Consider the following 20806-nt stretch of genomic DNA (forward strand, 5'->3'; position numbering starts at 1 on the left):
TAGCGATATGTACTTTTTTACCATCTGAGCCTAGATCAGCCTAAAGAATATTGGTACTCCAAAATTTGACTGATAGTTTTCAGACGCAAAAAAAGCCGCTCGTGAGCGACTTGATTTGCATATCAGATGGTGCGAAGGCCGGACTAGAAAAAAACAACTATCCAAATGAAATAAAAGGAATAAATTTTTTTAAACATCGTTAAAGACCACCAAATTGACCCCAAACACAAAATTCATCACGGTAATTCAGTTATTTTGCTCATAAAATAAAAACAAATGAAATTATAATTTTTGATATTATTTGCATTGAAACTATCAAAGTCCTATAAACCATCAATTACTCATACAAATGAGCAAATAATGCCATGTACAAATCTACTTCTTGTTTCATGATGTTCCTCATAGACTTACTAGGCATTCCTTGCTTAAGCTGATGAAAAGCTACACGTCATTCTTTACAAAGGATTAGAGCATGTCAAAACCCAAGCTAAGGATTTATTTCTCCGATTTTTATAACGTCAGTCCTGACAGTATTACCGATTATGGCGCTTTTAATATTTCATTAATTAATGATCTACCATTGTTCATTGATCCTTTTCTTTTGTTTAATAGTGAGAATGATAAATATAAAGCTCTTCATACTGAAATAATCAATTATGTATCGTTTCTAAAAAGAATGTCAGATGAAGGAAGATTAACTCCTGGGCTTATAAAAAGTTGGTTTTTATTCCCAGAAGTGAAACAAAACTGGTTTGGTTTTAGTCTAGTTGGCAACGGAGGTAGAGGATTAGGCCCTGAGTTTGCTAAGGCACTTATTGAAAACTTTAGCACTACTTTCAAAAACTTTGGAAATGAAACCTTAACTCGTGGAAGCCACCTTGAGAAGTTATGCCTTATAAAAGATAAAGTTGGAAAAGACAGCATCAGTGATTTCACATCCAACTTAATAAAGAAATACCTTCTCGAGTACACACAGGAATTTTCAATAAAAAATATTGATAAGTCTTTCCTGTCAAAGTTTATGGTCGAAAAAGTTGAATTTAATTATATAACACAGACCTGGGCAGCAAGAGAGTTTACGCTTCCAGCCTACTATGGTGAATATGTTTTACTAACACCTAGAGATATACTTACAAAAGATGAGGCTTGGATTAACCAAAACGAAATGATTGAAGATTTCAGCTTCATTTGCTCATCCATTCCAAATGACCAGTTAAGGGAGCAACTTGGCGATTACTTTGCCAGGATGATTCCTGATAAACCGAAAAAGAAAGACTATGAAGATGCAGCAAGATTTGCAATAAAAAAACATCCTGAGTTTATTGATTATTTTATCAAGTATAAAGAAGACCATAGTTCTGAAGCACATAAGCAAAGTGACTTAAAAGTTTCAGAAATCGAGGATATATTTATTGAACTCGTCCAAGAATTGGCGGAAAAAATCAATACAGAATCTGATTTTTACCGTTCTAAATTCAATACTCTCGATGAAAGTTTCAAACGCGTCAATTACTTGAAACAAGTCATCGAAAACAATGACGGGTATAAGATATTTTACCTCAAAGGATCACCAATAAAACGGGAGGCAGACTTACAACTGCTATTTAGATTAACATGGTTTGCGACTCCTTCTGATGTTAACAGTGAGGTCAATAACGGTAGAGGTCCTGTTGATTATAAGATATCTCGTGGAAATAAAGATAAAACCCTTATTGAGTTCAAATTAGCTAGTAACTCTCAACTAAAGAGAAATTTAGCTAATCAAGTTGAGATTTACGAAAAAGCTAATGAGACTCACAATTCAATTAAGGTGATTCTTTACTTCACCGACACTGAATTAAACTCTGTATATAAGATACTTAAAGAGCTTAAATTGAAAGAAGGTAAAAACCTTGTACTTATAGATGCAAGGCCAAATAAACTCTCTGCTTCAAAAGCAGGATAATATCACTCCCTAATAAGCGCTGCTTGCTCCTTATGTTAGAGCAGCAGGCAACGCTTACACATTTTAAAACGAAAGTGATTTACTCTCTAGTATATAAATTAAATGCTCTACTCTATCTGCGCGCAATGCTATCCCCGCCACGCCTGCGCGCTTCATGGGTGGGTTTTAATGCAGGTGCATGACCACACCGGAGCCGTGCCAGCTCTGGGGTGATGAGGTGTGAAAAATACGGGGTTTTACATGCAAAACCATGCACCGTAATGCATGGTTTAATTGAATTAAATGGCGGGGTTTTCAGGTCGATTTTATGCGGGTGGTAGCTGGCTCAGTTCTGCCTGCCGATGTGCGTAAACATGGTTTTGTGCCGGTGTATATTTCTGCTGATTATCTGCCCGCGAAGCCTTATCAGGCCTGAATCCGATGGCTGTCAAAATGTCGCTGTTTTCCGCTGTGTAATGAATTTCCGGGCCAGTCACCAGATAATCCCGCAGGGCTTCCCCGATGTAATGCGTCGCTCGCCGTATGGCCAGCTCGCGGATTGCCGACGGAAGCTGATTAATCCCCATTAATTCCGGTGCCAGCGTACTGACCAGTGCTGCCCCATTTTGCTTCATAAATGCACCGAGTGAATGACAAATACTGGTGTGCTGTACCGCTTCATGCGAGCGAATATAACGCCCCGCCGCACAGGTGATTTCCCACTGTTTAACCTCGATATATTCACTCAGATAAGTAATCCGCTCCGCGTTCCGGGGATGTCCCGGTGCAAGCTGTTCATCCAGCGCCGTTTCGGCAGTTTTCAGTTCATCTTTTTTATTCTGCCAGGCGGTTTTATTCGCCTGGCATACGGTAAAGGCCTGCTGTAATGGTGTGTCGCTCATGGATTCATCCCCGGCTGGTCATTGTGTCGCTGACGGTCGCTGTTTCGGTGCTTTATCCATTTCCCCCTGGATAAATTCATCAGCCGGTTCATCAGCGGCTACCGGCTGGCGGATAATCGACTCAACGGACTCCATCGAGCGGAACGTTGCTGAACAAAGCACATTCTGGCACTGGTAATAGCGATGTTTAACGCTGTCGGACAGATAACGGCTTGTGCGTGAATGCGCCGAGTTTCTACAAAACGGGCAGTGCATCATGATCACCCCTCCTGTTTTTTGGCTGCTTTCTCTGCCAGCTCTCTGGCAATTATCATTCGTTTAGCGGGGCTGTCGTAAAGATTCATATCGACGCCGGTCAGCGCAGGACGGTACAGGCCAAGCTGAGAAAGCACGGGTTCATTTTCCATGCTGAAACTGTGGAGCTGGCTCTGGCTGAGAATGCGGTCGCCCAGCTCCTGTACTAGCGTTCTTTTCGGTGCCTCATTCCCCTGAATTTCCAGCTCACGCAGGCGCAGGCAGAATGCACGGATCAGGGCTGGACTCAGGTCTTTAATTGCCGCATTCCATTCATTATTTGCGTAAGTGCTAAAAGCGGTACGGTGTGCCTCGATATAGGCTTTGCCTGATGTACAGGCACTGAGCATGGCGCGGGTTTTATCTGTTTCCAGCTCGCCAATCAGCGCAGTGAACTCCTCCGCCAGCTCGCGGTTAGCAATCCGCTGGCTGTGCTCGTTTTTCATTTCCGGTGTAATGGCACCTTTGAGGGCACGAAAGCGGCTGCGCCAGCTGTGCTCTGCTTCCTCACTTTCTTCCAGCGCGACCTGTCGCTCCTTCTCGCTGCGGCTGATGGCGGTGCCAATCTCATTAAGCTCAAGCATGTTTGCGGTATGTCGGGATTTCGCATTGCCGAATGATTTCAGGTCGCGGGTCAGTGCGGCGGTGAGAACCTGGCTTTCCTGTCCGTTCAGCGTATTCAGTGCACTTTTGACACCGTTCTGCGCTTTTCCATCCTGCGCGATACTGGTGACTTTTATTACCGTGTTGAGTGAGTCAGTTTTCATCATTGAGTTCTCCGTTTTTTCAACCTGACGTCATTCTGCCTGTGACGACACAACATCAGTGAGCCACTCCGGATGTACCAGATATGACACAAGAAGACCTGAAAACCGGCTTGCCAGAGGAAAGGTCGCAGGAACATACCCCCCTCTTTTATTATTTTTTTACTAATAACTATTCACTCTGTTCACCTTTAAAAAAAGATAAGTAATACAGTATATTAGAGGGTGAACAATCGAGGTCTGACTGTTCACCATCTGTTCACCACTGTTCACCCGACCAAAATCACTTTGTGCTTTTATTGGATGTTTTAAACTATCAATTTTCTTTTATTAATTGCTGATAATAATTACAATTCTAAGTTATTGCTCTTCCAGTTGCTTCCTGTTGCCTACAGTACCTAAAAAAGTAATTTCGCTTAAAAAACAGACTCCTTGTTCTGTGCCTCATACATATTCACCTTGTTGCATTGAGGGAAAATATTCACAAAATAGAGAGCTACCCGAAGCCGGACGGACACGACCGGATCTCTATGGACTGTTATGAGGTAGCTTTATGCACACCGCTTTTTCCGCACCATCTTCCGCGCCAACCGCGCATCTGCCGCCTGTTTCTGCCCCGACTCAGGAGCGTTTTTTACGCCTCCCGGAAGTCATTCACCAGTGCGGATTGTCCCGCTCCACGCTCTACGATTTGATCGCCCGTAATGCGTTCCCGGCGCAAGTCTCCCTCGGCGGCAAAAATGTCGCCTGGCTTCAGTCAGAAGTCACCGTGTGGATGTCAGAACGTATCGCAGAACGTAACCGGGGATGTGACGCATGAATCAGCCTGGTTTTCAAAAAGCCCCTTTCCCTGGCTTGCATCCCTTCCTGGTTTGCGGTTATAGTTTTTCCGCTGTCGCAAAATCGACAGCCGGGCGTGAGAACCCGTGTTACTTATTGGCGACACAACACGCGCCATGCGTGTTTTTTTACGTCGTTGCTCAGGCACACCTGTTTTTCGGGCTGTGGTGTTTACACCGTAGTCTCGCTCAAATAATGGTGATCCGGGCGGGGCAGCCTTCGGGCTGGCCGGTTTCCAATAAGGCCGGTTTCTCACCCCCGTTCGGGTCACCACCAGAGTGTGAGAACTCCGTTGGTGGCATTAACCGCTACTTATTGGAGGTTGCCCTTATGGCTTCGACCCTCGCCCCGACTCACCCACAATTTGTCTTTGTTTTTGCCGCCGTTCGTCGTACCGAACGCACCAGCCGCGTTTCCATGCTTCGTACCGTCGCCGGTGACGAGCACACAGCCCGCCTTTCCCTTGTCCGTGATTACATTCTTTCCTTTGCCGCCCGTCTGCCCGTTGCGGAGGTGGCGCATGCATAACGCAACCCCCATTAAAAATGTCTCTGCCTGTCGTGGTAACGAAAAACCCGTCATTGCTCATCTGAGTATCGAGGCGTATCACAAACTCAACCGCGCCAGTGCCGTATCGCAGTTTGTCGGCGGTGATTTACAGCGCCGGGAAATGAACGGCTTACACCAGCTCTATATTCCGCAGATATTCAGCTATCTGCATGAAGACATCAGTTTTGTGCTGGAGGAATTAAAAGCGAAAGGGCTGTGTCAGGAATTTCTGTCGCAGGGTGGTCTGTCTGAATTACACGGCGGGGAATAAACCATGTTTGATTTTCCTCAGCCGCGTGAAAAATACCGCACGGATATTTATGCCGCTGTGACGGTGGTGGGGATTCTGGCCGATGGCATTCCTTGGGATTTGCCTTACCGCTGCCCGGATATGGTCTGGAATCCGTTCCGCAAGCCTTACACCATCCTTATTCGTATTGAGTCAGATGGTCAGATCATCGAGATACCGCTCGGGCGCTTTCTGCGGGAATTTACCTGTATTCGTCCTGACGTGTTTAAGCGAAACCCTGAGAACCGTTATACCGTGCTGAAAATAATAACGAATGACCCGGTATTACAAATCTGGCGTGAGCAAAATATTGATATTTATCCGGAAGAGAACAGACCGGTAATTAAAAACAAACCGGTGGTGTATTCGTGGCGTGATATTCCCCGCCTACAACCGGATAACAGTTACCGCCATTATCTGTAATTAAAAACACTTTAAACATTTTGTGTGCGCCCCTGCGCAGGGCTTCGCACACCCTCAGGAGACCGAATCATGAATATCAGCCAGCCGGTAACACCGTCCGGAATTAACGCCACCATTACGCTGGATGACCTGCGTTGCCTTGAACATTTATTACGTGTCGGCCAGTTTGCCGGTGATTTGCTGGAGCATCAGGAATGCACCGTACTGAGCCAGCCCCCGGCACAACAGACACAACTCGCTTCACTGCTGTTTCTGATGACCACGCAGCTCGACGGTGTGGTCGAACGCTGCCACATGAGCTGGATGACTACGGAGAAAAACCAATGAAAAGAATGCCACTTTCACCCGTTCTGCGCGCAGCGCTCTACCGTCGCACCGTGGCCTGTGCCTGGCTCACTGTCTGCCAGCAACAGAAACGCTTTCCACAGCTCACGCTCGGCGAGGTGGAGGATGCCATTGCCGGTGAGCTGGAGGGATTTTATCTGCGCCAGCACGGACTGGAGAAAGGTCGGGAAATTGCCTGTGCATTACTTGAGGATTTACTCGAAAGCGGCGCACTCAAGACAACACCGGCGCTCTCGTTTCTCGGGCTGGCCGTCATGGACGAACTTTGCACCCGCCACTTAACGCAACCGGCGCAGCCGTAAGGAAATAAGCAATGAACATGAAAGTTACCGAAGCCGTGAACGCCGCAAAAGGTCAGTGGCCGCACATCCTCCCGGCGCTGGGCGTGAATGTGGTGCTTAACCGTCATCAGCCGTGTCCGGTGTGCCAGGGCAAAGACCGTTTCCGTTTTGACGATAAAGACGGGCGCGGCACCTGGTACTGCAACCAATGCGGAGCCGGTGACGGCCTGAGCCTGGTTTCAAAAGTGCTGGCCGTGTCGGTTGCGGAAGCGGCAAGCCAGGTCAACAGCGTGACCGGCAATCTGCCGCCGGTGCCAGCAGATGAAGTCGCCACCGCCCCGGACAGTGAGAAAACCATGAAGGACGCGGCGGCAATGGCTACCCGTTTATTTGAGACCAACCGCACCGCTACCGGCAATGCCTATCTCACCCGCAAAGGGTTAGCACAGCGAGCCTGTCAGGTGCTGACCACCACGCATAAAGTGGCGACCATCACTTACCGCGCCGGTGATGTGCTTGTGCCGCTGCACACCCCGGAGGGGGAACTGGTTAACCTCCAGCTCATCAATTCTGACGGCACCAAACGCACGCTCAAAGGCGGCCAGGTGAAAGGCACCTGCCACACCATCGAGGGGAAAAACACCGCCTCAAAACGGCTCTGGTTAGTGGAGGGGTACGCCACCGGCCTGACGGTAAACCAACTCACCGGCGATACCGTTCTGGTGGCGCTTTCGTCCGTGAACCTCCTTTCTCTGGCAAGCCTTGTCCGGGAACGGCACCCGGCACAGCAAATCATCATTGCTGCCGACCGTGACCTTAACGGCGACGGGCAGACCAAAGCCGCAGCCGCCGCAAATACCTGTCAGGGCATTGTCGCGTTGCCGCCGGTATTTGGTGACTGGAATGATGCATTTATGCAGCGCGGCGAAGAGGCCACCCGCAGCGCATTACAGGAAACTGTAAAAGCACCGGCGGTCAGCCCGTTCGAGCAAATGAGCGAGGCCGAATTTACCGCCATGAGTACCAGTGAAAAGGCGATGCGCGTTTCTGAGCATTACGGCCATGCACTGGCCGTTGACCCGAACGGGGAGATTATTTCCCGCTATGAAGCCGGTGCCTGGAAAGTGCTGCCCTCCACGCAATTTGCCCGCGATGTGGCGGCACTGTTTCAGCGTATCGGCGCGGGCTTCTCGTCCGGGAAAATCTCGGCGGTGGTCGATACCCTGAAACTGATTCTGGCGCAGCACGAAGCCCCGGCACGGCGTTTAATCGGTTTCCGTAATGGTGTGCTCGATACCACCAGTGGCATTTTCAACCCGCACAGTAAAACGCACTGGCTGCGCACCCTGTGTGATGTGGATTTCACCCCGCCGGTGAGTGGGGAAACGCTGGAGCGCGATGCGCCGCATTTCTGGCAGTGGCTCGACCGTGCCGCAGGACGGAACGCACAGAAGCGCGACATTATTCTCGCAGCCCTGTTTATGGTGCTGGCGAACCGCTACGACTGGCAGCTCTTTCTTGAAGTGACGGGGCCAGGGGGAAGCGGGAAAAGCATCATGGCCGAAATTGCGACGATGCTGGCCGGGAAAGACAACACCACTTCAGCCGATATTAATGTCCTTGAGTCCCCACGTGAACGTGCGGCGATCATTGGTTTTTCGCTGATTATTTTACCTGACCAGGAGAAGTGGAGCGGTGATGGTGCAGGACTTAAGGCTATCACAGGAGGTGATGCGGTTTCAGTCGATCCCAAATACCGCGACGCCTACTCGACGCATATTCCGGCGGTAATATTAGCCGTGAACAATAACCCGATGCGCTTTACCGACCGCAGCGGCGGTGTTTCCCGTCGTCGTGTCATTCTGCATTTCCCGGAGCAGATTGCCCCGGAAGAGCGCGACCCGCAGCTCCGGGATAAAATCTCGCGGGAGCTGGCCGTGATTGTGCGCCAGCTTATGCAGCAGTTCAGCCGGCCGTTAACGGCTCGCAATCTGCTGCAGGCACAGCAGAACTCTGATGAAGCAATTAGCATCAAACGTGATTCAGATCCAGCATTCGACTTTTGCGGTTACCTCGAAGCTACGTCAGAACCTGACGGGATGTTTATGGGTAACGCAAATATCATTCCACGACAGCCGCGCAATTATCTCTATCACGCCTATCTGGTCTATATGGAGGCCAACGGATACAAAAATACGATGAGCCTGACCATGTTTGGTAAAGGGCTACCCGTAATGCTGAAAGAGTACGGGCTTAATTATGAAAAACGACGAACAAATCAGGGCATGCAAACCAATTTGATACTTGCTAAAGAAAGTAATACCGACTGGATGCCCAAATGTGATACTCCAACAATAAATTAACCAATTCAAGACCGGCAGCCGCCGGTCTTTTCAATCTACTTACAACTATCTCGAAATTACCTTAATCTATGCCCTATAGTGTCGGACACATTGCATAGGCTAAAAAATGAACACATGGATCATATATGTTGGCGGTAAATCATCGACTAACTATGTCATTGGTAAGAAAGGAGGAATATGGGGACTTAAAAACCTGAAATCTCACTCTGAATTGAAGGAAGTAAATTCAGGGGATGAAATAATTTTCGTACATAATATTACTCGCCCTAAAAAACTCTTTCCCGAATCTATTCCAGGTTTCCCTAGGGTAAAAAATGCTGAACACTTCAAATTTCAAGGTGTTGTCGAAGAAATAGTAAAAGGAAAAATAACTAAAGGCTTCTATGAATCATCAGAAGTAGTTTGGCCTGATAATACCTACCCGTATCGATTCCACTTCGAAATTGAATCAACTGAAAAAAATGTACTTTTCACTATTCAAAAACATGGTGATGACTTTATTAAAAAAACGTTACTTTCATTCCATTCCAAGGGTGATGTAGCAAAAATTGAATTAGAAAATAATGCTTCTTCGCTAAAAGACGAATTAACTTTAGATGCCAACTCTAAAGAACTTTCATCATTAGAAGGAAAAATCACCTACAGAATAGCTAAAGAAGTCGTCAGGGATGCCAAACTAGCACAGAAGAAAAAAGCAAATCACCTAATTGAGCATGGTAAGTATTTTTGCCAAGTCTGCGATTTCTCTTTTTACGATTTCTATGGCGTTCAATATGATTATATAGAGTGCCATCATATCAACCCACTTTCTGAAACTGGCGAAACAGAGACTCAACTATCAGACCTTATCTTGCTATGTGCCAACTGCCACAGAGTTGTACATCAATCCACGGAATGCATGACCATAGAGAAGTTAATGGTGCTCGTAGGCAAACGCAAAACAGACGTCATTTAAACCCCGCCCCTTGCTTTAAAATCCTTCTTTGTCGTTTAGGTGAAGAGTAGAGTGTTCACTCTTCACTAACTAAACACCTATTATCTTATTGATTTATAAAAATAAAAATACGTAGTGAACAGAGTGAACAGTTATACTAAAAAAAAGTTTATTTATGACTGATACCGCTTAGCAAACTCAAATGGTGTTATATGCGCGTTTGCGTTGGCATCTAAATAATCAGCCCACCATTGCACCATCAATCTCCGTTCTTCCAAATGTTCTGCTTTATGAATGTATGCAGCGCGAACACCGTTTCTTTCCTGATGGCTCATTTGCCTTTCTACCGCATCACGAGACCATAGTCCTGACTCAACTAACGCACTACACGCCATCGCACGGAAACCATGTCCACATACTTCGGTTTTGGTGTTATAACCCATCCCACGTAAAGCGTTATTGATGGTGTTTTCACTCATGGGTTTAGTTGGATGATGATTGATCCTACCCACGTAATGCAGACACGGCCCTAAGCGAGATTCAGATTTTCAAATTGTTCCGGGCTGAGTCCGCCACAGGCACTGTGGCGACGCCACCGATTGTAATCACACTCGATATAATTAAACACCGTCGTCCGCATCATTTCCCGGCTGATAAAGCGTTCACCGTGGATACATTCGACTTTCAGTGAGTGGAAGAAGCTTTCTGCACAGGCATTATCGTAACAACAACCCTTTGCACTCATGCTACCGCGCAGGTTATGCCGCTTCAGTAGCGCCTGATAATCCGCTGAGCAGTACTGCCCACCACGGTCGGTGTGAACGATGACATTTTCCGGGTGCTTACGTCGCCACAACGCCATCTGTAGCGCATCGCAGGCCAGCTGTGCCGTCATCCGCGATGACATTGACCAGCCGATAACAGCACGTGACCACAGATCGATGACGACAGCCAGATATAGCCAGCCTTCATCAGTACGTAAGTAGGTGATGTCACCCGACCATTTCTGGTTTGGACCGCTGGCGTAAAAATCCTGCTTCAGCAGGTTCTCCGACACCGGCAGGTCATGCTCGCGGTAACTGACCGGGCTGAACTTCCGTGACGCTTTCGCCCGAAGCCCCTGACGACGCAGGCTGGCTGCCACGGTTTTCACGCTGAAGCGGTAACCCTGAGCATGCAGTTCATCGGTCAGGCGCGGTGCGCCGTAGCGCTGTTTTGCCCGGTGAAAAGCCTCGTGCACGGCGCTGTCACAACTCAGACGGAACTGCTGGCGTGAGTTTAGCCTCGCACGCCGCTGAGCCCACGCATACCAGCCGCTGCGGGCCACCCGGAGGACGCGACACATGGCTTTGATGCTGAACTCAGCCTGATGTTTTTCAATAAAGACATACTTCATTTCAGGCGCTTCGCGAAGTATGTCGCGGCCTTTTGGAGAATGGCCAGCTCCTCGTCCCGTTCCGCCAGCTGGCGTTTGAGACGAGCATTTTCAGCAGCGAGTTCATTTTCACGCTCAGAGGATGAGAGCTGTTGCTGCTGTTTACTGCGCCAGTTATAAAGTTGCGATTCATACAGGCTGAGTTCACGGGCAGCGGCAGCAACACCGATGCGTTCAGCGAGTTTCAGGGCTTCACTGCGAAATTCAGGGGAATGCTGTTTACGGGGCTTTTTGCTGGTTGATACTGTTCTTGTCATGTGAGTCACCTCTGGTTGAGAGTTTACTCACTTAGTCTCGTGTCCACTATTCGCGGGTAGGATCAGATCGCCGGGGAAGACTAGATCACTATGACCACTTAACATCCTGATTTCTTCAAGTAATGCTATCGCCTGATGAGATAGGGGTACTAAATGAGTCGTTCTCATTTTCGACCCACGGTGGGAATGTTTTACACCTTCAATGGCCTCTCGTTCACCAGGAATAGTCCAAAGTGCTTTCTTGAGATCAATCTCCTTCCATCGTGCAAAACGTAACTCGCTGGAACGGATAAAAACATTGAGGCAAAGTTGAAGAGCCAAACGCGTTAGTAAGCGGCCTTTATGGCATTCAATTTTTTGCAGAAAATCAGGTAGTTTCTCAAGAGGTAAAGCAGGTCTGTGAGTCGCTTTTTTTGATGTAATAGCCCCAGCGAGATCCTGTGCTGGATTTCGGTCAATGAGGCCACTTTGTACGGCGTAGCGCATAATACCGGTGATACGTTGCTGTAAACGAGAAGCTACATCCAGGCGACCGCTCATTTCTACTTCACGCAGTGGAAGCAAGAGATCTCGTGTAGATAAATCTGCAATGTTTCTTGCGCCGATAGTTGGAAGAATATTGCGCTCTAAATCTCGCCATACTCTTTCAGCATGACCGCTAGACCAACGCTTATTATTCGAGTGCCAGTCTTTTGCCACTTTCTCAAAAGTATTTAACGCTGCTTGCTCCTGCTCTCTCACCTCTTCTTTTTTTGCATTAGGGCTAATCCCTTCAGCTAACAAGAGGCGTATCTCATCACGTTTTTCACGCGCTTTTGCGAGGGATACAAGAGGATAAGCACCCAAAGCAACTCGGCTTTCTTTACCTTCAAAGCGGTACTTCAGATACCAGCGTTTAGAACCAGTTGGTTTAACTAAGAGATATAAGCCGTGGGAGTCAGTGAGTTTGTATTCTTTTTCGCGGGGCTTTGCTGTGCGGGCTGCTACGTCTGTGATAGCCATAAATTGGGGGTCAATCCTTTATCGAACCGAGCTGACCACCATTCTGACCCCCATTAGTACTGGATGTCAACGGATGCCCTCGGACGAATCAGGACCAAAAAAAAAGCCTTTCGGCTTTATTTTTAGTAACTTACGGACTGTTACGGACGTTCTCGAACATTCAAATGGTGCCGAAGGCCGGACTCGAACCGGCACGTCTTTCAACGGTTGATTTTGAATCAACTGCGTCTACCGATTTCGCCACTTCGGCACGAAGAGGTATGCGGAAAACGTTGGGGATTATACCTGTCGTGCTTAACCTTGCAAGCCCCATTATATCGTTTACGTGCTAAGTGCTGAAAAAATCAGCGCACCTTCAACTCCTTACCCTTTCTACCGCTCTTCCCGGCCTGTATAGCTCACAAATTCACTAAATCTATCCTTCCTCGGTTTACATCACCTTTCATTTGTTATGTGATCACGTTACAGGTTTCAGTAACCCAACTCCCCTTCTGCATCACCAAACCGTAACCGGGAAAACGTGAATGGATTTTTATCAGGCTGACCCCACGCTTGAGAATTATTGGCGCGGTGTGATCCTTTTTGGAAGAAACGTCGCATCTTACAAATTTGCCCTCGCGCACGCTTTGTATGATGTGGACAAATCAGGTAGCGACCTGGTCACGCTTGAAGATCTTGCCGTTCCGTTTAGCCGCCATCTTTGCGAGCATCTTTTACATGCTCCAAAGCAAATCACATCCCGAGGCAGTCAGTATCTGGAAGCCTGTGTACAGTTTAACAATGGTGAGATATCGCAGGATAAATTGACGGAAACCACGGTGCGGCTCGGGTTTAACAATGTGATTGATGCCTTCCATAACGTTAATCAAGGCGAGATCGAGAAACGCTTTTTCCTTGATGAGCGAAAAACGCATAAAGGGATTCGGCTTACCGATAACTTTTATCAGCTAAGCGAACGGCAGCAATATCAGAATCTTGCCTTTGAAACGAACGCGCGATGGAATCTGGTTGAGCAGGCCTGGGCGATGGGCGTTTCCCGAAATCTGGTTGCGGTAGAGTTCGATGAACATAATCAGCTTCTCTTCAGCCGTATTAATGAAAGGCGAGTAGATATCACCAGTTGCCGGGACAGTTTGAATGGTTACCAGAAAGGCCGTTGTTTCTACTGTTTTAAACCCATCAGCCTGATACCCGGCGACGCCGAACTGGCTGACGTTGATCACTTCATTCCCTGGTCTGCGCGTGAAGAGGTCAACAATATCAATGGCGTGTGGAATTTGGTGCTGGCGTGTAAATGCTGCAACCGTGGCGTTGAGGGTAAATCTTCACATTTGCCAAGCCGTAAACTGTTGCAGCGGCTTCATGCTCGCAATGAGTATTTTATTCAAAGCAAACTGCCACTGCATGAAACCATTGTGAAACAGACGGGAAAGCAGACCATGCAGCGGATAGATTTTCTTGAAAGCCACTGGAATAAAGTCAAAAACAACAGACTGTTCCACACGTGGGAACCGAAAGCAGAAGGCGAGGCCACATTCTGATGACGCTTAATTATTACCAAAACAATGCCCAGACCTTTTTCGACGGCACCGTGAATGTTGACATGTCTTCGCTGTACGAATCTTTTACCCGTCATTTACAACCTGGTGCGGCGTTGCTGGATGCAGGCTGCGGTTCCGGGCGTGATGCTAAAGCATTCCATGAAATGGGTTATATCGTTGATGCGTTTGACGCCTCTTCAGAAATGGTGGCGTTGGCAACGCAACATAGCGGTTTGTCCGTTCAACAAATGACGTTTGCCGATATCAGTGCTAAGAACAAGTACGACGGCATCTGGTGTTGCGCTTCTCTGCTCCACGTTCCCAATCAAGAATTACCGGTTGTGATGCACAAACTAACTGATGCGCTGAAATCCGGCGGCACCTGGTACGTCTCGTTTAAGTATGGCGAAAGTGAACGTGAGAAAGATGGGCGTCGGTTTACGGATATGAATGAAACCAGTCTCAATAAATTACTGGAGTCCATTTCGGAAATAGATATTGAAACGATGTGGACGACGGCGGATAAGCGCCCCGAGCGTGACGAGATTTGGCTGAATGCACTTCTCAGAAAACGCTAGCCCACCACTGGTTTTCCCCACACATCATGATAGTCTTTCAAAGATAATCCCCTTCGGAGATAGCACCCGTTTATGATACGCCTCGCTGTTATTGGAACTAACTGGATCACCCGTCAGTTCGTCGATGCTGCCCACGAAAGTGGCAAATATAAACTCACCGCGGTCTACTCCCGCTCGCTGGAACAGGCGCAAACCTTCGCCAGTGACTATCCGGTGGAACATCTGTTTACCGATCTTGATGCGATGGCGAAGAGTGACGCCATTGATGCAGTTTATATCGCCAGCCCGAACTCTCTGCATTCCCCGCAAACTCTGCTGTTTCTCAGCCATAAAAAACATGTGATTTGCGAGAAGCCGCTGGCGTCTAATTTGCGTGAAGTGGAAGCGGCGATTGCCTGCGCGCGTGAAAACCAGGTGGTGTTGTTCGAAGCGTTCAAAACCGCCAGCTTGCCGAACTTTATCGCGCTGCAACAGGCGTTGCCGAAAGTGGGTAAGATCCGCAAAGTGCTGCTCAACTATTGCCAGTATTCCTCGCGCTATCAGCGTTATCTCGATGGCGAGAACCCAAACACCTTTAATCCAGCGTTTTCCAACGGCTCGATTATGGATATCGGTTTTTACACGCTGGCGTCAGCAGTGGCGTTGTGGGGCGAGCCGTATTCGGTTCATGCTACCGCCAGCCTGCTGGAAAGCGGTGTCGATGCGCACGGTTCGGTGCAGATGAATTACGGCGATTTTGACGTGAATCTGTTGCACTCCAAAGTGAGCGATTCCACTATCCCAAGTGAGATTCAGGGCGAAGCTGGTTCGCTGGTTATCGAGAAAATCTCTGAATGCCAGCGCATCACCTTTATCCCTCGTGGTGGCAAACCGCAGGATCTGACGCTCCCACAGCATATCAATACTATGCTTTATGAAGCCGAAGTTTTTGCTCGTTTGGTCACCGAGAATGAAGTTAATCATCCTGGTTTAGTGACGTCACGCTCCACCGCGTTGCTGAGCACCGAGATTCGCGCGCAGACTGGCGTGAAATTCCCGGCAGATGATCTCCCAGTACATTCACCTGCGTGATGCATCGGCGTAAAGCTGTGTAAAACAAAGAGGGAAATGTTGACGAAATGTATGGGAAGTAATATTTTCCTGCCCGCAAAGGGGAGTAACTTCTTCGTCGGTTAATCGTCATTACGGTGTTTAAAAATAAAACACCCGGTTACCGGGCAACATATATATGTAACGTATATATGTTGTAAGTGAGACCTTGCCGGAAGGCGAGATCCCTGTTGCAAGCATTAGCGGCTGGCGTCTTCCGACGTTGGCCGTTTTTGTTTTGTTTGAAGGAAACCCTTTTATGAATAGTGTCGGCACTCCATTACTGTGGGGCAGTTTTGCTGTCGTGGTCGTTATCATGTTGGCCATCGATCTGCTGCTTCAGGGTCGTAAAGGCTCACACACCATGACCATGAAGCAGGCGGCCGTATGGTCCCTGGTTTGGGTTACGCTTTCGCTGCTGTTTAATGCGGCATTCTGGTGGTATCTCACCGGCACATCGGGCCGTGAAGTAGCGGATGCTCAGGCTCTCGCCTTCCTCACCGGTTATCTGATTGAAAAATCACTCGCCGTGGATAACGTGTTTGTCTGGCTAATGCTGTTTAGCTATTTCGCCGTGCCTGCAGCCTTGCAGCGCCGCGTGCTGGTCTATGGCGTGCTGGGCGCAATTGTGCTGCGTACCATTATGATTTTCGCCGGCAGTTGGCTAATTTCTCAGTTTGAGTGGCTGCTGTATGTATTCGGAGCCTTCTTGCTGTTCACCGGTTTCAAGATGGCGCTGTCGAAAGAAGATGAAGGCGGTATTGGCGATAAACCGCTGGTACGCTGGATTCGCGGCCACCTGCGCATGACGGATAAGATCGAGGGCGAAAGGTTCTTCACCCGCCAAAATGGGGTGCTGTTCGCCACTCCGTTGCTGCTGGTGCTGATTCTGGTTGAATTGAGCGATGTGATTTTCGCAGTAGACAGTATTCCGGCTATTTTTGCGGTAACGACCGACCCGTTCATCGTGCTGACTTCAAACCTGTTTGCCATCCTCGGTTTGCGTGCAATGTACTTCTTGCTGGCGGGCGTAGCTGAGCGCTTCACCATGCTGAAGTATGGATTGGCGATTATCCTGATATTTATCGGGGTGAAGATGATGATTGTCGATTTCTACCATATCCCAATCGCGATTTCGCTGGGCGTGGTGGGTGGCATTCTGGCGTTAACATTGATCATTAACGCTATTGTTAACTACCGTAACGATCAGAAGAGACTCGCGAAGTAATATTTCGTCGGATGGCACTACGTTTATCCGACCTTCGAAAAACTTCTCTGACCCCGTCTTTGGCGGGGTTTTTCTTTTTACGATATCAGCTGTGCGAAGTGCCGCTAATGTCACACATTTGTTAAAATTTAGTTATAAAAACTAGCTTATACCGAAATAATCAGTGTTTACTACTTACTACCCTGAGACATTTCCTTATACTCAACCAGGCAAACACCAATCTATACATCCGGTCGAAAAGCACCTTAGAGTGCAGGCCAGGATGGGACGACACACTAAACAGGAAGGTTATTCATGGCAACACAATCCCCAGGTATTCTAAATCGCCTGGCAAAGGGCAGTCTGGTAAAACAGATTTTGGTTGGACTGGTGCTCGGTATCGCACTGGCAGCTATTTCAAAACCTGCGGCAATTGCCGTTGGGTTGCTCGGTACATTATTCGTTGGAGCGTTGAAAGCCGTCGCTCCGGTACTGGTTCTGATGTTGGTTATGGCATCCATTGCTAACCACAAACATGGTCAGAAAACCAGTATCCGTCCGATTCTGGTTCTTTATCTTCTGGGTACCTTCACCGCTGCATTGACTGCTGTGGTGATCAGTTTCGCGTTCCCTTCCACGCTACATCTGGTGACTGGGGCAACTGACATCACCCCGCCATCAGGCATTGTCGAAGTCATGCGCGGTCTGCTGATGAGCATGGTTGCAAACCCAATTCATGCGCTGCTGAACGCCAACTACATCGGGATTCTGGTGTGGGCTGTGGGTCTGGGCTTTGCTCTGCGCCACGGCAATGAAAGCACCAAAAATCTGATTAACGATGTTTCCGACGCAGTGACGTTCATCGTTAGAGTGGTGATTCGCTTTGCCCCAGTCGGTATTTTTGGCCTGGTCGCATCAACACTGGCAACCACTGGCTTTGAAACACTGTGGAGCTATGCGCAACTGCTGTTGGTACTGGTTGGCTGCATGTTCGGTGTGGCGCTGGTCATCAACCCACTGCTGGTGTTCATCAAGATTCGTCGCAACCCGTACCCACTGGTGTTTGCTTGCCTGCGTGAAAGTGGCGTTACCGCCTTCTTTACCCGTAGTTCTGCGGCCAACATTCCCGTGAACATGGCGCTGTGCGAGAAGCTGAATCTGGACCGCGATACCTATTCTGTCTCTATCCCGTTGGGTGCAACCATCAATATGGCGGGTGCGGCAATCACTATTACCGTGCTGACGCTGGCGGCGGTGAATACTCTGGGCGTGCCGGTAGATTTACCTACTGCGCTGCTGCTGAGTGTGGTCGCTTCGCTGTGTGCTTGCGGGGCTTCTGGTGTGGCGGGCGGGTCTTTGCTGCTGATCCCACTGGCCTGCGGCATGTTTGGTATCCCGAATGAGATTGCCATGCAGGTAGTCGCTGTCGGCTTTATCATCGGCGTGTTGCAGGATTCTTGCGAAACCGCACTCAACTCCTCAACAGATGTGCTGTTTACAGCGGCGGCTTGCCAGGCAGAAGATGCACGCCTGGCGGATAAAAACCCGTTACGCGGTTAATGTTTAACGCTCCCTGTCTTACGAGGCAGGGAGTAACATAACTGAGATTTTTCGGGTGGCGCTGCGCTTAACCGACCTACAAAAGAGTCCGATTACCCCTCTTGTTGCTGCACTTCTTTTTCGACCTTAAACGGATCAATTCCTCGCCTTTGCATACGCCAGAAACGAACGATGTTCAGGCCGTTCATCACCAAAAAACTCCCTTCGATTAATGTCCCGCCAATCGATCCCAGCCAGAAGTTATGCGTCACCCAGCAAGCCGTTGAACACCACATCACACAGCGTATCGTCAACCCTTTGCAGCGGAACAACGCCCAGGTACTGGCAACAGTTCCGGCAATCGGCAGCAATTCCATTGCATGATCAAATTTCGCCAGGCCTAACCCCAGGGTTAGTGCAATGAAAATCCCCATTACCCACAAGCTACGCGTACGCAAAGAGATAACCGTGCGGAACGCGTTAAGTTCGGCACTCATGCCTGCCGGGCTTGCGCCCATCAAAAAGAAGTGAATGCCGATGATGGCGCTGTATGCCGCCAGTTGCAGTTTGAAACGCCGTTCATCGCGATTGATGAAGGTGGTAATGCCGACCAAAAAGGCGAGAACGCCGACGCCCTGGGCAACCCAATACGCGGTCATGACTAATCCTTGTGAGTAAAATTAGGCGAAAAAAAACGGCATTTCGAAAATCAAAATGCCGTTTCATGTTATCACCTAAGGGGCTTTTTACAACGTAACGCCGCTTTTAAAGATGGCTAATTCGCGGAAATCATTACGTTCATTACAGGTCTTTTTACCGTTGGCAATATCAACAATGGTGTCGATAAACTCGCTCAGTAAGGTGTTCATATCGCTGCCGTGCAGCAGTTTGCCTGCGTCAAAATCAATCCAGTGCGGCTTTTTGGTCGCCAGTTCACTGTTAGTTGCGATTTTAACGGTTGGCACAAAACCACCGTATGGCGTGCCGCGCCCGGTGCTGAACAACACCATGTGGCAACCTGCTCCAGCCAGTGCGCTGGTTGCAACAGCATCGTTACCTGGTGCGCTTAACAGGTTCAGACCTGGCGTTTTCAGGCGCTCGCCATAACGCAGCACATCAACCACTTCGCTCTCACCGGCTTTTTGCGTGCAGCCGAGGGATTTTTCTTCGAGCGTGGTGATACCGCCAGCTTTGTTCCCTGGTGATGGGTTTTCGTAGATCGGCTGGTTGTGTTCGATGAAGTATTGTTTGAAGTCGTTCACCATGGTGACGGTTTTTTCAAACGTCGCTTCGTCGCGGCAATGGCTCATCAGAATGCGTTCAGCACCAAACATTTCCGGCACTTCCGTCAGCACAGTCGTGCCACCGTTCGCCACCATATAGTCGGAGAAACGGCCCAGCATTGGGTTTGCCGTAATACCGGACAAACCATCTGAACCACCGCATTCAAGGCCGAATTTCAGTTCGCTGATTTTACCTGGTTCGCGCTTGTCGTGACGCATCACTTCATACAGCTCTTGCAGTTGCTCAAGCCCGGCTTCTACTTCGTCGTCTTGCTGCTGGCAAACCATAAACTTCACGCGCGACGCATCGTATTCGCCCAGCGTTTCGCGGAAGGCACTCACCTGGTTGTTTTCACAACCGAGGCCAATCACCAGTACCGCACCTGCATTCGGATGATGCACCATATTTTGCAGCATGGTGCGGGTGTTGATGTGGTCTTCACCCAACTGAGAGCAACCAAACGGATGGCTGAACAGGAACACGCCGTCGATATCTTCGGCGTCGTTATTCTGCTTCAGGAAACGGTTCTGGATTTGGCGTGCAATGCCGTTGACACAACCGACAGTGGGCAAAATCCATAACTCATTACGCACACCGACTGAGCCGTTCTCACGGCGATAAACGTTGACTTCACGGTCCGCTGCCTGGCTTGCAAGAGACTGGAAATCAGGTTGATAGCGATACTCATCCAGGTCGCTCAGATTAGTACGCGCATTGTGTGAGTGAATGTGCTCACCGGCTTCAATGGTGGCCAACGCGTGGCCAATCGGCAAACCGTACTTAACAACATTCTCACCTTGCGCGATGGTGCCAAGCGCAAATTTGTGGCCGCGCAGTACCGGCTGGCGCAGAGTCACCTCTGCCCCTTCGACGGTAACGACTTCACCTTCAGCCAGGTCCACTAACGCAACAGCGACGTTATCTTGCGTATGGATCTTGATGTATTGCATATCAACCTCAGAGCCT

At 48.8% G+C, this 20806-nt stretch carries 20 protein-coding genes, 1 tRNA gene and 2 pseudogenes; 14 read left to right on the forward strand and 9 right to left on the reverse strand.

What is annotated here, in order from left to right; translation table 11 throughout:
- Positions 1-472: 472 nt before the first annotated feature.
- Positions 473-1945, forward strand: coding sequence for a hypothetical protein (locus tag D8682_RS12505; RefSeq protein WP_121814405.1), 1473 nt, complete (start codon positions 473-475; stop codon positions 1943-1945).
- 305 nt (positions 1946-2250) lie between these two features.
- On the opposite strand, the gene D8682_RS12510 is transcribed toward D8682_RS12505, so the two are convergent.
- The 3 genes from D8682_RS12510 to D8682_RS12520 are packed head-to-tail and all read right to left on the reverse strand — an operon-like array spanning position 2251 to position 3890.
- The gene (locus D8682_RS12510) at positions 2251-2826 is read right to left on the reverse strand and encodes a phage polarity suppression protein (protein WP_121814406.1); all 576 of its coding nucleotides are present in this window, start codon (positions 2824-2826) and stop codon (positions 2251-2253) included.
- 18 nt (positions 2827-2844) lie between these two features.
- Positions 2845-3084: an ogr/Delta-like zinc finger family protein gene (locus D8682_RS12515; RefSeq protein WP_121814407.1), complete on the reverse strand. Its 240-nt coding sequence runs from the start codon at positions 3082-3084 to the stop codon at positions 2845-2847.
- Positions 3085-3086: 2 nt separating this feature from the next.
- Positions 3087-3890 (reverse strand): capsid protein, encoded by an 804-nt coding sequence (locus D8682_RS12520; RefSeq protein WP_202914389.1) that lies wholly within the window; start codon positions 3888-3890, stop codon positions 3087-3089.
- A gap of 547 nt (positions 3891-4437) precedes the next feature.
- Between D8682_RS12520 and D8682_RS12525 the strand changes: the two genes are divergently transcribed.
- From D8682_RS12525 to D8682_RS12560, 8 genes are all read left to right on the forward strand, one after another.
- Entirely contained in the window at positions 4438-4704 is a 267-nt protein-coding gene (locus D8682_RS12525) for an AlpA family transcriptional regulator (RefSeq protein WP_121814408.1), read from the forward strand.
- On the forward strand, positions 4701-5252 hold the full coding sequence (locus tag D8682_RS12530; RefSeq protein WP_121814409.1) for a host cell division inhibitor Icd-like protein: 552 nt from the start codon (positions 4701-4703) through the stop codon (positions 5250-5252). Before D8682_RS12525 ends, D8682_RS12530 begins: the two co-directional genes overlap by 4 nt.
- Complete coding sequence (locus tag D8682_RS12535) at positions 5245-5544, forward strand: Derepression protein (RefSeq protein ID WP_238392846.1); 300 nt, start codon at positions 5245-5247, stop codon at positions 5542-5544. The genes D8682_RS12530 and D8682_RS12535 overlap by 8 nt, the downstream gene beginning before the upstream one ends.
- 3 nt (positions 5545-5547) lie before the next feature.
- Positions 5548-5985 carry a hypothetical protein gene (locus D8682_RS12540; protein ID WP_121814410.1) on the forward strand — a complete coding sequence of 146 codons (438 nt, stop codon included), beginning with the start codon at positions 5548-5550 and terminating at the stop codon, positions 5983-5985.
- A gap of 69 nt (positions 5986-6054) precedes the next feature.
- The gene (locus tag D8682_RS12545) at positions 6055-6312 is read left to right on the forward strand and encodes a hypothetical protein (RefSeq protein ID WP_121814411.1); all 258 of its coding nucleotides are present in this window, start codon (positions 6055-6057) and stop codon (positions 6310-6312) included.
- A complete protein-coding gene (locus D8682_RS12550) occupies positions 6309-6632 on the forward strand; it encodes a DUF5375 family protein (RefSeq protein ID WP_121814412.1) in 324 nt (107 codons plus the stop codon). The genes D8682_RS12545 and D8682_RS12550 overlap by 4 nt, the downstream gene beginning before the upstream one ends.
- An 11-nt stretch (positions 6633-6643) precedes the next feature.
- Positions 6644-8974 carry a primase-like DNA-binding domain-containing protein gene (locus D8682_RS12555; protein ID WP_121814413.1) on the forward strand — a complete coding sequence of 777 codons (2331 nt, stop codon included), beginning with the start codon at positions 6644-6646 and terminating at the stop codon, positions 8972-8974.
- 106 nt (positions 8975-9080) lie between these two features.
- Entirely contained in the window at positions 9081-9929 is an 849-nt protein-coding gene (locus D8682_RS12560; protein WP_121814414.1) for an HNH endonuclease, read from the forward strand.
- A 152-nt stretch (positions 9930-10081) separates the two neighbouring features.
- Here D8682_RS12560 and D8682_RS12565 read toward each other — a convergent pair.
- From D8682_RS12565 to D8682_RS12580, 4 genes and pseudogenes are all read right to left on the reverse strand, one after another.
- Positions 10082-10408: pseudogene (locus tag D8682_RS12565) on the reverse strand (tyrosine-type recombinase/integrase); the annotation flags it as partial.
- Between the two features lie 29 nt (positions 10409-10437).
- A protein-coding gene (locus D8682_RS12570) for an IS3 family transposase (RefSeq protein ID WP_121813398.1) occupies positions 10438-11600 on the reverse strand; the annotation gives its coding sequence in 2 pieces (ribosomal slippage) (positions 10438-11339 and positions 11339-11600; 1164 coding nt in all).
- A gap of 66 nt (positions 11601-11666) precedes the next feature.
- Positions 11667-12602: pseudogene (locus D8682_RS12575) on the reverse strand (tyrosine-type recombinase/integrase); the annotation flags it as partial.
- Positions 12603-12767: 165 nt separating this feature from the next.
- Positions 12768-12852: transfer RNA gene (locus D8682_RS12580), tRNA-Leu, on the reverse strand.
- A 274-nt stretch (positions 12853-13126) separates the two neighbouring features.
- Between D8682_RS12580 and D8682_RS12585 the strand changes: the two genes are divergently transcribed.
- From D8682_RS12585 to sstT, 5 genes are all read left to right on the forward strand, one after another.
- Positions 13127-14143, forward strand: coding sequence for an HNH endonuclease (locus tag D8682_RS12585; RefSeq protein ID WP_121814416.1), 1017 nt, complete (start codon positions 13127-13129; stop codon positions 14141-14143).
- The gene (locus D8682_RS12590; protein ID WP_121814417.1) at positions 14143-14721 is read left to right on the forward strand and encodes a bifunctional 2-polyprenyl-6-hydroxyphenol methylase/3-demethylubiquinol 3-O-methyltransferase UbiG; all 579 of its coding nucleotides are present in this window, start codon (positions 14143-14145) and stop codon (positions 14719-14721) included. The genes D8682_RS12585 and D8682_RS12590 overlap by 1 nt, the downstream gene beginning before the upstream one ends.
- Before the next feature lie 72 nt (positions 14722-14793).
- On the forward strand, positions 14794-15792 hold the full coding sequence (locus D8682_RS12595; RefSeq protein ID WP_121814418.1) for a Gfo/Idh/MocA family protein: 999 nt from the start codon (positions 14794-14796) through the stop codon (positions 15790-15792).
- A 277-nt stretch (positions 15793-16069) separates the two neighbouring features.
- A complete protein-coding gene (locus D8682_RS12600) occupies positions 16070-17038 on the forward strand; it encodes a TerC family protein (RefSeq protein ID WP_064540382.1) in 969 nt (322 codons plus the stop codon).
- A gap of 294 nt (positions 17039-17332) precedes the next feature.
- A complete protein-coding gene (sstT, locus tag D8682_RS12605; protein WP_064540384.1) occupies positions 17333-18577 on the forward strand; it encodes a serine/threonine transporter SstT in 1245 nt (414 codons plus the stop codon).
- 92 nt (positions 18578-18669) lie between these two features.
- Here the strand turns inward: sstT and D8682_RS12610 are convergent, their stop codons facing one another.
- Together D8682_RS12610 and D8682_RS12615 are read right to left on the reverse strand one after the other, a co-directional pair.
- Positions 18670-19215, reverse strand: a complete 546-nt coding sequence (locus D8682_RS12610; RefSeq protein ID WP_064540386.1) for a YgjV family protein — start codon at positions 19213-19215, stop codon at positions 18670-18672.
- Between the two features lie 87 nt (positions 19216-19302).
- A complete protein-coding gene (locus D8682_RS12615) occupies positions 19303-20790 on the reverse strand; it encodes a UxaA family hydrolase (RefSeq protein ID WP_064540388.1) in 1488 nt (495 codons plus the stop codon).
- Positions 20791-20806: the final 16 nt, after the last annotated feature.

This window comes from Buttiauxella sp. 3AFRM03 (assembly GCF_003675305.1).
Lineage (GTDB): Bacteria > Pseudomonadota > Gammaproteobacteria > Enterobacterales > Enterobacteriaceae > Buttiauxella > Buttiauxella ferragutiae.